The organism is Cupriavidus sp. IK-TO18, assembly GCF_015549295.1.
In the GTDB taxonomy this organism is placed as follows: domain Bacteria; phylum Pseudomonadota; class Gammaproteobacteria; order Burkholderiales; family Burkholderiaceae; genus Cupriavidus; species Cupriavidus oxalaticus_A.
The window spans coordinates 63,040-78,068 of sequence record NZ_JADGMP010000045.1 but is presented as its reverse complement, the minus strand read 5'-3'; the positions used below and the strand labels follow the sequence as shown (position 1 = coordinate 78,068).

Genomic DNA, 15,029 nt, shown 5'->3' with positions numbered 1-15,029 from the left:
GGGTCGCCCCGGCGGCCCGGCAGCGGCGGAACTTCGGTTCCGCCAGACAAAAAAGCTCGTCATCCGACGAGCTTTTTGCTTTTGCGGCGCCTGTAGTTTGGCGACCTACCGCGATGTCATTCCAGCGAGCAGGCCTCGACCAGTTGCAGGTTGTTGTCGCGCGCAAAGTTCAGCACGAAATCCAGCGCCTTCGGTTCGATATCGCGCAGCCGCACATCCACCACCACGCATTTGACGTTGCCGGCGAAGATGGGGCGCACGTAGGGGGAATAGGTCAGCCGGGGATCGCCGGTGTCGCCTTCGGGGCGGAACTGCGCCATCACGCCGCACAGCCGCTCGGCCCAGTCGCTCGGGCGGAAGGTCTTGCCTTCCTTGGTAATGCCTTGGATAAAGTATTCGCGAACGTTGGGGTTCATGAGGCTGGACACTGCGGGTGAGGCGACGACTCGACGGTTAAGCCCGCGGAAACGTGCGCCCGTTTGACGCGGCTGGTGCGCGTTTGGTTCGCGCTTTTTCCGGCCGGGAAGGCGGGGCGTCGGTGTCTGCGGGGGCACTTTTGATGCCGGCGGCGCGCAGCGGCAAGGGTATGCCGGGGCCCCGCGTGAATCAGCCAGTATTATATCTTATATAAGACTTGCGCATAAGGGCGGAATCCTGTCGGGAACCTGTCAACGCGCTCGGCGCGGCGCCCGTCACGGGTTGTCCCGGGCTGGGCAAAGCAGAAATAATCCCTTATGATTCCTGCAGTTAAATTGCGTATGCGACGCGAAAGGCGGCTCCGCGGCGCGCTCAGGTCATGGCACTTCATGACGGCGCGTCCCCACCGAGCCGCCTTCTTTGTTTTATGAGCCCAACCCCGATCAAGCATTACCTCCAGTTCAGCGACTTCACTCCCGACGAGTACGAGTACCTGCTGGACCGCGCGCGGATCCTGAAGGCCAAGTTCAAGAACTACGAGACCTGGCACCCGCTGCACGACCGCACGCTGGCCATGATCTTCGAGAAGAATTCCACGCGTACGCGCCTGTCGTTCGAAGCCGGCATCCACCAGCTGGGCGGCCATGCGGTGTTCCTGAACACCCGCGATTCGCAGCTGGGCCGCGGCGAGCCGATCGAGGATGCGGCGCAGGTGATCTCGCGCATGGTCGACATCATCATGATCCGCACCTTCGGCCAGGACATCATCGACCGCTTTGCCGCGCACTCGCGCGTGCCGGTGATCAACGGGCTGACCAACGAATACCACCCGTGCCAGGTGCTGGCCGATATCTTCACCTACATCGAGCAGCGCGGCAGCATCCGCGGCAAGACGGTGGCGTGGATCGGCGATGCCAACAACATGGCCTATACCTGGATCCAGGCTGCCGAGCGGCTGGGCTTCAATTTCCATTTCTCGGCGCCGCCGGGATACCAGCTCGATCCCGCCATGGTGCCGGCGACCGCCGCCAGCCTGGTCAAGGTCTTCGAGGATCCCCTCGCCGCCTGCCAGGGCGCCAGTTTGGTCACCACCGACGTTTGGACCAGCATGGGCTTCGAGGCCGAGAACGAAGCCCGCAAGCGCGCCTTCAAGGACTGGATGGTCACCACCGCGATGATGGACCGCGCCGAGCCCGACGCGCTGTTCATGCACTGCCTGCCGGCGCACCGCGGCGAGGAAGTCGAGGCCGCCGTGATCGACGGTCCCAAGAGCGTGGTCTGGGACGAGGCGGAAAACCGCCTGCACGTGCAGAAGGCGCTGATGGAATACCTGCTCTGCGGCCGCTACTGAGCGCGCGCGGAGTGAACAGGGGAGGGGCCGCGATGGCCCCTCTTTTTACGTCTGATTCAAGACAGTGAAGGAGATGGAAGTGAGCCAGTTCGACAACGTATCGGTCGTCAAGAAAGCCAACCTGTATTTCGACGGCAAGTGCGTGAGCCACACCGTGCTGTTCCCGGACGGTACCCGCAAGACGCTGGGCGTGATTTTCCCGGCTTCGCTGACGTTCAACACCGGCGCGCCGGAAATCATGGAAATCAACGGCGGCAGCTGCCGCGTGCGCCTGGCCGGCGCGGAAGACTGGCAGACCTACGGCGCTGGCCAGCAGTTCGACGTGCCGGGCAACAGCAGCTTCGACATCGAGGTGCTGGAGACGCTGGACTACGTCTGCCACTTCGGGTGATCGCCGGGCCAGCAGGCGCTACAGGCGCTACAGCACTACCGGCTCGGGCTCGATCCGCACGCCGAAGCGCGCTTCGACGGTATCCGCGATGCGGTTGGCCAGCGCCAGGAGCATCGCGCCGGTTCCGCCGCCGCGGTGCACCAGCACCAGTGCCTGCTTGCCATAGACACCCACCGGGCCGTCGCTGACGCCCTTGAACCCGCAGCGGTCGATCAGCCAGCCCGCGGCGAGCTTGTAGCTGCCGTCCGGCTGGGGATAGCTCACCAGGTCGGGATTGGCCTGCAGCAGCGTATCGCGCTGCGCGGCGCTGACCAGCGGGTTCTTGAAAAAGCTGCCGGCGTTGCCGATCTGCGCGGGGTCGGGCAGCTTGCGCGTGCGGATCGCCACCACCGCGTCGCGGACCGTGGCGGCGTCCGGCGCGAGATTGCCGGACAGCTCGCGCGCCAGTTCGCCGTAAGACAGGACCGGTTGCCATGCCTTGGGCAAGCGCAGCGTCACCGCGGTAATGATGTAGCGGCCCGCGCCGGCCTGCTTGAACAGGCTGTCGCGGTAGCCGAACCCGCATGCGCGTAAATCAAGCCAGACGAACAAGTCGGCATGGCGGTCATAGGCGCGCACGCCTTCGAAGCGGTCACGCAGTTCCACCCCATAGGCGCCGATATTCTGGATCGGCGCGGCGCCCGCAGTGCCGGGAATCAGCGCCAGGTTCTCGAGGCCCGGCTTGCCGTCGGCAATGGTGCGGTCGACCAGCGCATTCCAGTTCTCGCCCGCGCCCGCGGTGACCAGCCAGGCGTCATCGGCATCCTCGACCTGGTAGCCCGGGATCTCCATCAGCAGCACCAGCGCGTCGAGGTCGCGCGTCAGCACCACGTTGCTGCCGCCGCCCAGCACTACCAGCGGCAGGCCATTGGCGCGCGGGTCCGCGAGTGCCTCGGTCAGGTCGGCTTCGCTGCGCACATGCACGGCGAAGCGCGCGCGCGCATCGAATCCGAATGTATTGTGGCGGCGCAGGGGATAAAATTCGTGGAAATCTGCCATGCAAGGGGATAGGTGACGCGGCCGCCGCTGGTGGTAAGCGTTGCGGCCCCTGGCTGCGAGGTAGGCCTGAATTATACGGAAGGCGTCGCCAACGGCCGCCTTCCGGGCATATGGATCACAAGGAGAATGCAATGCCGTCGTTTGACGTAGTGTGCGAAGCGAACATGGTCGAGGTGAAGAACGCCGTCGAGCAATCCAACAAGGAAATCTCGACCCGCTTCGATTTCAAGGGCTCGGACGCCCGGGTCGAGCAGAAGGAAAACGAACTGACCGCCTTTGCCGACGACGATTTCAAGCTGGACCAGGTGAAGGACGTGCTGATCAACAAGATGGCCAAGCGCAATGTCGACGTGCGCTTCCTGGACTACGGCAAGACCGACAAGATCAGCGGCGACAAGGTCAAGCAGGTCATCACCATCAAGAAGGGGGTGACGGGCGACCTGGCCAAGAAGATCGTGCGCATGATCAAGGACAGCAAGATCAAGGTGCAGGCCAGCATCCAGGGCGATGCGGTGCGCGTCTCGGGAACCAAGCGCGACGACCTGCAGAACGTGATCGCCATGCTGCGCAAGGACGTCTCGGAAGCGCCGCTGGACTTCAACAACTTCCGCGACTAAGCCGGATTCTCCCGGTGCCGGCGACCATGCCGGCACCGCATGCCGCCGCGGCGCGTCAGCGCGCCTGCGGCAGCCCGCCGATCTTCGCGCCGGCGCGAATGCCCTTCTGCGTGAACCAGCCCTGGTTCATTTCCAGCGCATAGCGGATCGCCGTCTTCGGGCAGTGGTTGCTCTCGGTACGCGGTGCCATGTCCTCGATATTGACGATGGTCCCGTCGTCGGCAAGAAAAGCGATCGACAGCGGCAGCTCGGTATTGCGCATCCAGAAGCAATGACCGGCCTTTTGCTCGAACACGAACAGCATGCCGCTGTTGACCGGCATGCTCTTGCGGTACATCAGCCCCTGTTCGCGCGCCGCCGGCGTGGCGGCAACCTCGGCGTGGATCGCGTACATGCCCGCGGTCAACGGCACTACCGGCAGCGCGGCTTGCGCCTGGGCCTGGCCGGCGGCGAGCACGGCGAGCGCCGCGGCAATCTGGAAGCAGCGTGACAACGGCGTCTTGAGCAGGAAGGACATGGTGTTCGGTCTGGAAGGGCGCGGACGGCAGCCGCAAGCATAGCGCAGGTGCCGCGCCGATGGATGGCGGCGGCCAAAACGAAAAAGGCAGGCGCCTGGTGGCAGCCTGCCTCTTTCTTCGCCGGCGCGTGGCCGGCACGGCGGCTTACTGCGCGGCCGGGGCCGAAGCCGTGGCGGCCTTCTTGTGGGTGGTCTTCTTGTGGCTGGTCTTCTTCTTTGCGGGCTTCGGGGCTTCCTTGGTGGCCGCGGGCGCTGCAGCGTCGGCAGGGGCCGAAGCCTGGGCGAAGGCGCCGGTGGCGAACAGGCCGACAACCAGAGCAGCGATCAGTTTTTTCATGGCGATTACCTCGAAGGATAAGAACAGTCGGAAGTTGTGACGCGTGATTGGACGTGTCACCGACAAGAACGAGGCGTCCGGACGGCGCGTTGACGCGCCATTTGTTAGCTTTTGTAACGAGAACGCCGCTTGGCGTCGTTCGCCTGTCTGGTCTTTGAGACATGGGTGGCCGGCGCGCGTGTCGCCGTCAAGCCCAGTACATCGGGCTCGACCTCGCACGATTCCCCAGGGGCGAGACCGAGCGTGCGCAGGTCGAGCGGCCCGATGCCCACGCGGACCAGCCGCAGCGTGGGGAAGCCGACGGCAGCGGTCATGCGCCGCACCTGCCGGTTCTTGCCTTCGCGAATCTTCAGCTCCAGCCATGACGTCGGGATCGCGGCGCGATAACGCACCGGCGGATGGCGCGGCCAGAGCCAGTCGGGCTCACCGATCGCACGCGCCCGCGCCGGCTGCGTGACGAAGTCGCCAAGGTCGACTCCGGCGCGCAGCCGCGCCAGCGCGGCCGCATCGGGAATGCCCTCGACCTGGGCGAGGTAAGTCTTTTCCAGCTTGTGGCGCGGGTCGGCAATGCGCGCCTGGAGCGCGCCGTCGTCGGTCAGCAGCAGCAAACCTTCACTGTCCGCATCGAGCCGGCCGGCCGGGTACACGCCCGGCACGTCCACGCAAGCGGCCAGCGTGGGGCGCGTGGGATGTTCCGAGAACTGGCTCATGGTGCCGTACGGCTTGTTCAGGGCGATCAGGGTCATGGGGCGCAAGTATGCCCCAGCCGCGCGCCGCGGTTGGCGGATGATGAAAGATTGCTGCATAATACGAAATCAGTCTTGTGTCTTATATAAGACTAAGACTTGCCTGAATGTACGCCAAGGTGGTGCAATGCAGTGCTGGGCGGGCCGCGATGCCCGCTACAATGCCAGCGCCACCTCGCGAATCTCGCCGTCGGCCAAGCCCCGGCGGCCGTCTAAACCGTTCCGTACTGGAGACGTCATGTATCAACACATCAAGGTTCCGGCCGGCGAAAAGATCACGGTCAACCAGGATTTTTCGCTGAATGTCCCGGACAACCCCATCATTCCTTATATCGAAGGCGACGGTACGGGCGTCGATATCACGCCGGTGATGATCAAGGTGGTCGACGCGGCCGTGGCCAAGGCCTACGGCGGCAAGCGCAAGATCTCCTGGATGGAGATCTACGCCGGCGAGAAGTCGACCAAGGTCTACGGCCCGGACGTGTGGCTGCCGGACGAAACCCTGGATGTGCTCAAGGAATACGTGGTCTCGATCAAGGGCCCGCTGACCACGCCCGTGGGCGGCGGCATCCGCTCGCTGAACGTGGCGCTGCGCCAGCAGCTGGACCTGTATGTCTGCCTGCGCCCGGTGCGATACTTCAAGGGCGTGCCTTCGCCGGTGCGCGAGCCGGAAAAGACCGACATGGTGATCTTCCGCGAGAACTCGGAGGACATCTACGCCGGCATCGAATGGGCCGCGGAAAGCGAGCAGGCGAAGAAACTCATCAAGTTCCTGCAGGACGAGATGGGCGTGAAGAAGATCCGCTTCCCGGCCACCTCGGGCATCGGCGTCAAGCCGGTTTCGCGCGAAGGCACCGAGCGCCTGGTGCGCAAGGCGATCCAGTACGCCATCGACAACGACAAGCCGTCGGTGACGCTGGTGCACAAGGGCAACATCATGAAGTTCACCGAGGGTGGCTTCCGTGACTGGGGCTACGAGTTGGCGCAGAAGGAATTCGGCGCCGAGCTGGTTGATGGCGGCCCGTGGTGCAAGTTCAAGAACCCGAAGACCGGCAAGGACATCGTTGTCAAGGACGCGATTGCCGACGCCTTCCTGCAGCAGATCCTGCTGCGTCCGGCCGAATACTCGGTGATCGCCACGCTGAACCTGAACGGCGACTACGTTTCGGACGCCCTGGCCGCGCAGGTCGGTGGCATCGGCATTGCCCCGGGCGCCAACATGTCCGACTCCGTCGCCATGTTCGAGGCCACCCATGGCACCGCGCCCAAGTACGCCGGCAAGGACTATGTCAACCCGGGCTCGGAAATCCTGTCGGCGGAAATGATGCTGCGCCACATGGGCTGGACCGAGGCCGCGGACCTGATCATCGCGTCGATGGAAAAGTCGATCCTGTCCAAAAAGGTCACGTACGATTTCGCCCGCCTGCTGGAAGGCGCGACCCAGGTTTCGTGCTCGGGCTTTGGCCAGGTGATGATCGAAAATATGTAAGCACGGACTCCCGCTGTAGCGGGCGACCTGCCTTGGAAGAACCCCGCTGCCGTGCCCCGGCTGCGGGGTTTTTTCTTGCGCCGGCCAGCGCCGTTGCCTAGAACTTCAGGGATTGCAACGGACGGGCGGGCTGGCCCGGGGAGACTGCCATGGACGATCCTTTCCGCCGCACCGCCTTCGGCGCGGCCGTCTTTTACAAGGACCCGCTGGCCGCGCTGGACTGGCTCGAACGCGCCTTCGGCTTCCAGCGGGTGATGGTGATCCGGGACCAGCAGGACCAGCTGGTGCACTCGGAAATGCGCTTCGGCGATAGCTACCTGATGGTCGGCAGCGAGTGGGCTGACTTTACAGCCAGCCCGGCGTCGATCGGCGGCAAGAATACGCAGACGGTGCATGTGCACCTGCGGGATGGGATCGACCAGCACTGCGAGCGGGCCCGTGCCGCGGGCGCGGTGATCGTGCGCGAGCCGCAGGACGAGTTCTATGGCGACCGCTCCTACACTGCCAGGGACCCGGAAGGTCATGTCTGGACCTTCGGCCAGACTGTGCGGCAGGTCACAAAGGAAGAGGCCGAGCAGGCCAGCGGGTTGAAGATCGACGGCTGGGCCTGAGCTGGCCAGCCCCCATGGCCGGCCCGCGCAAAGCAGAAAGCCCGGCACGAGGCCGGGCTTTCCGTCGGATGCGGTGCGTGCAGCTGATATGCGCCACAACCTGCCCGGCTGCCTGAGACAGCGTGGCCGGCACTGGCGCCGATCCCGTCCCGGGGGAGCTCCCCCCGCACCCTCGTAGACCGCTCCACGGCTCTGCCGGCCGGGATACGGTCGCGGCGCAGCTTAGCTGGCGTCCTGGATATTGGTGGCTTGCTTGCCCTTGGGGCCCTGGACCACCTCGAACGAGACGCGTTGACCTTCCTTCAGCGTCTTGAAGCCCGACATCTGGATAGCCGAAAAGTGCGCAAACAGTTCTTCTTCGCCCTCGTCCGGCTTGATAAACCCGAAGCCCTTGGCGTCATTGAACCATTTGACGATACCGCTTGCCATATACTCCCCCAACGAAATAGCAGATTTCAAAGCGGGGAAGCCGATGCCGGCCGGATGGCTCGGACTGCAGCGCACGCACTGCGACGCCATGACCGGCCGCGTCCCGAGGTGCGGCCGGCGATGACGCGCGGCGAGGTGCAATCGCGTGGCGGCCAGTCTGGATGCTGACTCGCCGCCGCCAGGCCGTGGGCCTCCCTGCTCACGGATCACCCGCTCATTGGCCTTTTGCTTTGGCTCGCGGCTTCAGGCGGGTGTGCGAACGATTCTTCTGTCAAACATACATACTGTCAAGCTGGCGGAATCCCCACTGCGGGCAGGGTGTGGCGGGAAACGGACGGCGCGGGATGGTACCTTGGCGGCAAGCATCGGGTATTGTCCGGATCAGTCCTGCGGTCTCCCGTCACGTGCATTGCAATGCCTCTGGCGTGCGGTTCCGCGCTTTTTCATAACCGGAAGCAGGTAGCCCGGCCCTTGAATCCGGCGCCTTTTCCCCAAATTGCAGAGTTGCGAGTAAGGGTTAGAATAAAGCCATGGCTACACGGCTTGCGAATGTCCCACAACGCGAAGCGGGCACCATCCTGGAGCGTAAAGAGCAGGCGCTAAAACCGCCTGCCATGTTCAAGGTGGTGCTGCTTAACGACGACTACACTCCGATGGAGTTTGTCGTGATGATCCTGCAGCAGTATTTCAGCAGGGACCGGGAAACGGCGACGCAGATCATGCTGACCGTGCACCGGGAAGGAAAGGGCGTCTGCGGTATCTACACCAGAGATATCGCGGCGACAAAAGTCGAGCTGGTGTCAACGCACGCGCGGCAGGCGGGGCACCCCTTGCAGTGCGTGATGGAGGAAGCATGATTGCGCAAGAATTGGAAGTGAGCCTGCATATGGCTTTTGTCGAAGCCCGGCAGGCACGCCACGAGTTCATTACCGTGGAGCATCTGCTGCTGGCATTGCTCGACAATCCCACGGCAGCTGAAGTCTTGCGCGCCTGCGCGGCCAATATCGAGGACCTGCGCACCAGCCTTAAGAACTTCATCGCGGATAACACGCCGGTGGTGCCGGGGACCGACGAGGTCGATACCCAGCCCACGCTCGGCTTCCAGCGCGTGATCCAGCGCGCGATCATGCACGTACAGTCCACTTCCAATGGCAAGAAGGAAGTGACCGGTGCCAACGTGCTGGTCGCCATCTTTGGCGAGAAGGATTCGCACGCGGTCTACTACCTGCAGCAGCAGGGCGTGACGCGCCTTGACGTGGTCAATTTCATCAGCCACGGCATCCGCAAGGACCAGTCCGAGCCCGCCAAGCATGGCGACAATGCCGGCGAAGGCGAGGGCGGCGACGGCAAGGAAAGCCCGCTCGAGCAATACACCCAGAACCTGAACGCGCTGGCCAAGGCCGGCAAGATCGATCCGCTGATCGGCCGCGAAAGCGAAGTCGAGCGCGTGGTGCAGGTGCTGTGCCGCCGGCGCAAGAACAACCCGCTGCTGGTGGGCGAGGCCGGCGTCGGCAAGACCGCCATTGCGGAGGGGCTGGCCTGGCGCATCACCAAGAACGAAGTCCCGGACATCCTGGAAAAGGCCACCGTCTACTCGCTCGACATGGGCGCGCTGCTGGCCGGCACCAAGTACCGCGGCGACTTCGAGCAGCGCCTGAAGGGCGTGCTGAAGTCGCTCAAGGACAACCCGAACGCGATCCTGTTCATCGACGAGATCCACACGCTGATCGGCGCGGGCGCCGCATCGGGCGGGACACTGGACGCCAGCAACCTGCTCAAGCCGGCGCTGTCATCGGGCCAGCTCAAGTGCATCGGCGCGACCACCTTCACGGAATACCGCGGCATCTTCGAGAAGGACGCGGCGCTGTCGCGGCGCTTCCAGAAGATCGACGTGGTCGAGCCGTCGGTCGACCAGACCGTGCAGATCCTGCGCGGCCTGAAGTCGCGCTTCGAGGAGCACCATGGCGTCAAGTACGCGGCTTCGGCGCTGACCGCCGCGGCCGAGCTGTCGGCCCGCTTCATCACCGACCGGCACCTGCCGGACAAGGCGATCGACGTGATCGACGAAGCCGGCGCGGCGCAGCGCATCCTGCCGAAGTCCAAGCAGAAGAAGACCATCGGCAAGGGCGAGATCGAGGACATCGTCTCGCGCATCGCGCGCATCCCGCCGCAGAGCGTGAACCAGGACGACCGCAGCAAGCTGCAGACGCTGGAACGCGACCTGAAGTCGGTGGTGTTCGGCCAGGATCCCGCGATCGAGGCGCTGGCCTCGGCGATCAAGATGTCGCGCGCCGGCCTGGGCAAGACCGACAAGCCGATCGGCTCGTTCCTGTTCTCGGGTCCCACCGGCGTGGGCAAGACCGAGGTCGCCAAGCAGCTGGCCTTCATCATGGGCATCGAGCTGCTGCGCTTCGACATGTCCGAATACATGGAGCGCCACGCGGTGAGCCGACTGATCGGCGCGCCGCCGGGATACGTCGGCTTCGACCAGGGCGGCCTGCTGACCGAGGCCGTCACCAAGAAGCCGCACTGCGTGCTGCTGCTGGATGAAATCGAGAAAGCGCATCCGGATATCTTCAATATCCTGCTGCAGGTGATGGACCATGGCTCGCTGACCGACAACAACGGCCGGCGCGCCGACTTCCGCAACGTGATCATCATCATGACCACCAACGCGGGAGCGGAGACCATGAACCGCGCCACCATCGGCTTCACCAGCACGCGCGAGCAGGGCGACGAGATGGCCGACATCAAGCGCATGTTCACGCCGGAGTTCCGCAACAGGCTGGATGCCACCATCAGCTTCCGCTCGCTGGACGAGGAAATCATCCTGCGCGTGGTCGACAAGTTCCTGATGCAGCTGGAAGAGCAGCTGCACGAGAAGAAGGTGGAAGCCAGCTTCAGCGAGAAGCTGCGCAAGTTCCTGGCGCACAAGGGCTTCGACCCGCTGATGGGCGCGCGTCCGATGCAACGCCTGATCCAGGACATGATCCGCAAGGCGCTGGCCGACGAGCTGCTGTTCGGCAGGCTGGTATCCGGCGGCAAGGTCGTGGTCGACCTGGACGACCAGGACCAGATCAAGCTCGATTTCTCCGAGATCGAGCCGGAACCGCCCGAAGCGCCGGAAGAGCAGCGCGCCGAGGCCTGAGCGGCGACCGTCGCTCCGGCCTGAAAGGGCCGGAGACGGCCGAAAATCGCACCGGATCGTGGCGATCCGGGCGCGGTTCGGCGGGGGTCGCCTGCAACGCGGCCGATCATCGGGCAAAATACAGGGGGCGGCAGTGATGCCGCCCCTTCTTTTTTGTCCCGGCGGCCGCCGGCATTGCGGTCGCCAACGCCCGAATACCCGATGTCCTCTGCCGAACGCACGCGGCGCCGCCGCCTGCTGCTCAAGATCCTGCCGCTGGGCGCCATGCCTGTCCCGATGATGCACGCCGCCGCCGAGGCGCCGGCCGGCAACCGTCCGCTCGCGCTGGTGCTGCCGTTCCCGCCCGGCGGCAGTGTCGATATCGTCGCGCGCCAGCTGCAGCCGGGGCTGAAGGCGGCGCTGGGGCAGACCGTGGTGGTCGACAACAAGCCGGGCGCCGGCGGCCTGATCGCGTCCAGCACCGTGGCGCGCGCCAGGCCTGACGGCAGCACGTTGCTGATGGCCTTCGATACGCACGCCATCAACCCGTTTGCCTACAAGCAGCTGCCCTACGACACCTTCCACGATTTCACGCCGATCTCGCAGCTGGTGCGCTTTCCGCTGGTCATCGCCGCCAATCCCTCGCTGCCGGCCGCCAATGTGCGCGAACTGGTGGCATTGGCCAAGGCCAAGCCCGACAGCGTGCGCTATGCCTCGTCCGGCATCGGCAGCCTGAACCAGCTTGCAGCCGAGGCGCTGGCGACCGAAGCCGGCATGCACATGCTCCACGTGCCCTACAAGGGCGGCGGCCCGGCCGTGCAGGCGGTGCTGGCCAATGAGGTCGATATCTTTTTCAGCAGCTATGCCGCGGTACAGGCGCACGTGGCCGCGCGCACCATCAAGGTGCTGGGCGTGACCGGCACCAGCCGCCTGCGCCAGTTGCCGCAGGTGCCGACCGTGGCCGAGCAGGGGCTCAAGGGTTTTGAAGCTTATTCCTGGATCGGCGTGTTCGGGCCCGCCAACCTGGCCGCGGCAACGGTCACGCGGATCCACCAGGCGCTGGTCGAGTCGCTGCGCCAGCCGCGGGTGGTCGATGCGCTGGCCGCGCAGGGCTTCGAGATCGTCGGCGGCAGCCCGGCCGACCTCGGCAAGCTGGTGCGCCAGGAGCACGACAAGTGGCAGGCCGTGGCGCGCAAGGCCAATATCCAGTTCGAATGACGGCGGCCGGCGCAGGCGCGCCCGCCGCACAGACCGAGGTGATGTCGATGGCAAGCCAAGCGGAAATGTTTGACCATGCGGTGGTGGTGTGTCCCGACCTCGATGCGGGGGCGCAGGCCTGGCAACGGCTCGGCTTTACGCTGACGCCGCGCGGCTACCACACGCTGGGTTCGCAGAACCATTGCATCATGTTGGGGCACGACTACGTCGAGCTGCTGCACGTCACAGCGCCCACCCCCAGCCGCCAGTACTACTGGGACGCGCAGGCGCGCGGCGGCGGCTGCGCGGCAATGTCGTGCAAGAGCGACGACGCCTTCGGCGCCGCCGCACGGCTGCGTGCGTCGGGCTGGTACACCTCGGATCCGATCGAGTTCTCGCGCCCGGTGCGGCTGGACGACGGCAGCGAACATTCCGCCACCTTCCGCGTGACCGCGCTCGACGATGCCCCGGGCGCGCGCTATTTCGTCTGCGAGCACCGCACGCCCGAGCTGCTGTGGCGGCCGGAATGGATGTCACACGCCAACGGCGCCGACAGCATCGCGACCATGTTCCTGGTGGTGGCGCCCGCGCTGGTCGATGCCGCGGCGCGGGCCTATGCGGAACTGACCGGCGGCGAGCTGACGCAGCTGAGCGAGCACGTCAGCAGCCTGGCGCTGGATGACGCCGCGCTGGTGGTCAGCACGCCGCAGGCGCTGGCCTCGGCGACCGGCACGGCGCATGTGCACAGGGAGGTGCCGGGATACGCCGCGATGCGCCTGCGTACCGGCGACCTGGCCGCGGCGCGCGCGCTCTGGCGCAACGCCGGTGTGCCGACCCTCGACCTCGGCCCGCGCGAAACGCTGGTGCCGGCCGAGGCGGCCGGCGGCGTGGCGTTGCTGTTCGAACAGCGCAGCTGAAATGCAAACTGGCGCCACAGGGCGCCAGTCTTCCTTTGCCAGCGTGAATGAGCGTCAGGCCTTGGCGTGATGCACCCCGGTCGAGCCGAAGCCACCGGCGCCGCGCTCGCTGTCTTCGCTGAACTCGTCCACCGTCGTGAAGACCGGCCGCAGCACTGGCACGAACATCATCTGCGCGATGCGCTCGCCCGGCTGGATCACGATCGGCTCGGTGCCCGGCGCGTTGCGGTTCCACACGCTGACCATGATCTGGCCCTGGTAGTCGGCATCGATCACGCCGATCGAGTTGCCCAGCACCAGGCCTTTCTTGTGGCCGAGGCCCGAGCGCGGCACGATGGTCGCGGCCATGTAGGGGTTGCCCATGTGCACGGCGATGCCGGCCGGCACTAATTGCGCGGGCGTGCCCGGGGCGATCGACACCGGCGTGTCGACGCAGGCATGCAGGTCGATGGCGGCGGCCATTTCGCTCTGGTAGGCAGGCAGGCCCCATTCGTTCAGGCGGGCATCGAGCACCTTGATTTCGACGGTGGGGTTCAGAGGCTGGGTCATAGACAATCTCGGGGAAATTCGTTTCAACAATCAGGGACGCGGCCGCCCGGGCAGGCGTTGGCCGATGGCGGCAACGAGCTGGCGCGCCAGCGACAGCTTGTCGGCGCGCGGCAGCCGCGTCATGCCGGCGGCATCGAACAGCACGATCTCGTTGTCGTCCAGGCCAAAGGTATGGTGGCCGATATTGCCGACCAGCAGCGGCACGCCCTTGCGCTGGCGCTTCTGTTCGCCGTACTGCTCCAGGTTTTCGCTTTCGGCCGCGAAACCGACGCAGTAGGGCGCATCCGTGCGCGCCGCCACGGTGGCGAGGATGTCCGGGTTCTGCACGAACTGCAGCGTGGGCGTGTCGGTGTCGTTGGCCTTCTTCAGCTTCTGCCGGGCCACTTCGGCGGGGCGCCAGTCGGCCACCGCGGCCACCGCGACGAAGACGTCAGCGCCGGGCAGCTGTGCCAGCACTGCATCATGCATCTGCTGCGCGCTGCGCACATCGGTGCGCACCACGCCGCGCGGCGTCGGCAGGCTGGTCGGCCCGGCCACCAGCAGCACTTCGGCGCCGGCCTCGCGCGCCGCGCGCGCGATCGAGAAGCCCATCTTGCCCGACGACAGGTTGGTGATGCCGCGCACCGGGTCGATTGCCTCGAAGGTCGGCCCGGCGGTGATCAGCACGCGCTTGCCTTGCAGCGGCTTGGGCTGGAAGAAGGCGATGATGTCGTCGAGCAGTTCTTCGGGCTCGAGCATGCGGCCGTCGCCGACCTCGCCGCAGGCCTGGTCGCCGCTGCCCGGCCCCAGGATGGTCACGCCGTCGGCGCGCAGCTGCGCGGCATTGCGCTGGGTTGCCGGCGCTGCCCACATCTGGCGGTTCATCGCCGGCGCCACCAGCAGCGGGCAGTCGCGCGCGATGCACAGCGTGCTCAGCAGGTCGTCGCACAGGCCGTTGGCCAGGCGCGCCATGAAGTCGGTGGAAGCGGGTGCGATGACAATGGCGTCGGCCTCGCGCGAGAGGTCGATATGCGCCATGTTGTTGTCGATGCGGGCGTCCCACTGCGACAGGAACACCGGGCGGCCGGACAGCGCCTGCATAGTCACCGGGGTAATGAAGTGGGTCGCCGCCTCGGTCATGGCCACCTGCACGGTGGCGCCGGCCTTGGTCAGCAGGCGGACCAGCTCGGCCGACTTGTAGCAGGCGATGCCGCCGGTCAGGCCGAGAACGATGTGCTTGCCGCGCAAATCCATGGTGGGGAACCTGGCTGGGGGGAAAGGGAAATGATACCGGGGAAGCCGGCTGGAGGTTTGCTT

General features: G+C 65.6%; 17 protein-coding genes. 9 read left to right on the top strand and 8 right to left on the bottom strand.

Translation table 11 applies throughout. From position 1 onward, the window contains the following. Positions 1 to 116: 116 nt before the first annotated feature. Positions 117 to 416 (bottom strand): DUF3579 domain-containing protein, encoded by a 300-nt coding sequence (locus IPF36_RS30985; protein ID WP_063240208.1) that lies wholly within the window; start codon positions 414 to 416, stop codon positions 117 to 119. Positions 417 to 844: 428 nt separating this feature from the next. On the opposite strand from IPF36_RS30985, the gene argF reads away from it, so the two are divergent. Together argF and IPF36_RS30975 are read left to right on the top strand one after the other, a co-directional pair. Continuing rightward, entirely contained in the window at positions 845 to 1,768 is a 924-nt protein-coding gene (gene argF / locus IPF36_RS30980; protein ID WP_133092240.1) for an ornithine carbamoyltransferase, read from the top strand. Between the two features lie 79 nt (positions 1,769 to 1,847). Continuing rightward, positions 1,848 to 2,159, top strand: coding sequence for a pyrimidine/purine nucleoside phosphorylase (locus tag IPF36_RS30975; protein WP_133092239.1), 312 nt, complete (start codon positions 1,848 to 1,850; stop codon positions 2,157 to 2,159). Positions 2,160 to 2,186: 27 nt separating this feature from the next. Here the strand turns inward: IPF36_RS30975 and murB are convergent, their stop codons facing one another. Continuing rightward, positions 2,187 to 3,197: a UDP-N-acetylmuramate dehydrogenase gene (murB, locus tag IPF36_RS30970; protein WP_135705878.1), complete on the bottom strand. Its 1,011-nt coding sequence runs from the start codon at positions 3,195 to 3,197 to the stop codon at positions 2,187 to 2,189. A 131-nt stretch (positions 3,198 to 3,328) separates the two neighbouring features. Between murB and IPF36_RS30965 the strand changes: the two genes are divergently transcribed. Beyond that, positions 3,329 to 3,814, top strand: a complete 486-nt coding sequence (locus IPF36_RS30965; RefSeq protein ID WP_063240205.1) for a YajQ family cyclic di-GMP-binding protein — start codon at positions 3,329 to 3,331, stop codon at positions 3,812 to 3,814. A 55-nt stretch (positions 3,815 to 3,869) separates the two neighbouring features. On the opposite strand, the gene IPF36_RS30960 is transcribed toward IPF36_RS30965, so the two are convergent. From IPF36_RS30960 to IPF36_RS30950, 3 genes are all read right to left on the bottom strand, one after another. Then, complete coding sequence (locus tag IPF36_RS30960; protein WP_135705877.1) at positions 3,870 to 4,331, bottom strand: DUF192 domain-containing protein; 462 nt, start codon at positions 4,329 to 4,331, stop codon at positions 3,870 to 3,872. Positions 4,332 to 4,476: 145 nt separating this feature from the next. Beyond that, positions 4,477 to 4,668: a hypothetical protein gene (locus IPF36_RS30955; RefSeq protein ID WP_133092236.1), complete on the bottom strand. Its 192-nt coding sequence runs from the start codon at positions 4,666 to 4,668 to the stop codon at positions 4,477 to 4,479. Between the two features lie 104 nt (positions 4,669 to 4,772). After that, positions 4,773 to 5,414: a pseudouridine synthase gene (locus IPF36_RS30950; protein WP_133092235.1), complete on the bottom strand. Its 642-nt coding sequence runs from the start codon at positions 5,412 to 5,414 to the stop codon at positions 4,773 to 4,775. A gap of 238 nt (positions 5,415 to 5,652) precedes the next feature. On the opposite strand from IPF36_RS30950, the gene icd reads away from it, so the two are divergent. Then, positions 5,653 to 6,903, top strand: coding sequence for an NADP-dependent isocitrate dehydrogenase (gene icd / locus IPF36_RS30945; RefSeq protein ID WP_133092234.1), 1,251 nt, complete (start codon positions 5,653 to 5,655; stop codon positions 6,901 to 6,903). A gap of 149 nt (positions 6,904 to 7,052) precedes the next feature. Next, on the top strand, positions 7,053 to 7,514 hold the full coding sequence (locus IPF36_RS30940; RefSeq protein WP_135705876.1) for a VOC family protein: 462 nt from the start codon (positions 7,053 to 7,055) through the stop codon (positions 7,512 to 7,514). A 222-nt stretch (positions 7,515 to 7,736) separates the two neighbouring features. Here the strand turns inward: IPF36_RS30940 and IPF36_RS30935 are convergent, their stop codons facing one another. After that, on the bottom strand, positions 7,737 to 7,943 hold the full coding sequence (locus IPF36_RS30935) for a cold-shock protein (protein ID WP_010814999.1): 207 nt from the start codon (positions 7,941 to 7,943) through the stop codon (positions 7,737 to 7,739). Positions 7,944 to 8,473: 530 nt separating this feature from the next. Here IPF36_RS30935 and clpS point away from each other — a divergent pair. The 4 genes from clpS (at position 8,474) to IPF36_RS30915 (ending at position 13,184) form a co-directional block, all read left to right on the top strand. Further along, the gene (gene clpS, locus IPF36_RS30930; RefSeq protein WP_010814998.1) at positions 8,474 to 8,800 is read left to right on the top strand and encodes an ATP-dependent Clp protease adapter ClpS; all 327 of its coding nucleotides are present in this window, start codon (positions 8,474 to 8,476) and stop codon (positions 8,798 to 8,800) included. After that, positions 8,797 to 11,091: an ATP-dependent Clp protease ATP-binding subunit ClpA gene (gene clpA / locus IPF36_RS30925; RefSeq protein ID WP_195431928.1), complete on the top strand. Its 2,295-nt coding sequence runs from the start codon at positions 8,797 to 8,799 to the stop codon at positions 11,089 to 11,091. The genes clpS and clpA overlap by 4 nt, the downstream gene beginning before the upstream one ends. Positions 11,092 to 11,292: 201 nt before the next feature. Further along, entirely contained in the window at positions 11,293 to 12,288 is a 996-nt protein-coding gene (locus IPF36_RS30920) for a tripartite tricarboxylate transporter substrate binding protein (protein WP_135705875.1), read from the top strand. A gap of 47 nt (positions 12,289 to 12,335) precedes the next feature. Then, positions 12,336 to 13,184 carry a VOC family protein gene (locus IPF36_RS30915; protein WP_135705874.1) on the top strand — a complete coding sequence of 283 codons (849 nt, stop codon included), beginning with the start codon at positions 12,336 to 12,338 and terminating at the stop codon, positions 13,182 to 13,184. A 54-nt stretch (positions 13,185 to 13,238) separates the two neighbouring features. On the opposite strand, the gene dut is transcribed toward IPF36_RS30915, so the two are convergent. Together dut and coaBC are read right to left on the bottom strand one after the other, a co-directional pair. Then, complete coding sequence (gene dut, locus IPF36_RS30910) at positions 13,239 to 13,733, bottom strand: dUTP diphosphatase (protein ID WP_133092229.1); 495 nt, start codon at positions 13,731 to 13,733, stop codon at positions 13,239 to 13,241. Positions 13,734 to 13,763: 30 nt separating this feature from the next. Beyond that, positions 13,764 to 14,966, bottom strand: a complete 1,203-nt coding sequence (coaBC, locus tag IPF36_RS30905; protein WP_133092228.1) for a bifunctional phosphopantothenoylcysteine decarboxylase/phosphopantothenate--cysteine ligase CoaBC — start codon at positions 14,964 to 14,966, stop codon at positions 13,764 to 13,766. Between the last annotated feature and the right edge of the window lie 63 nt (positions 14,967 to 15,029).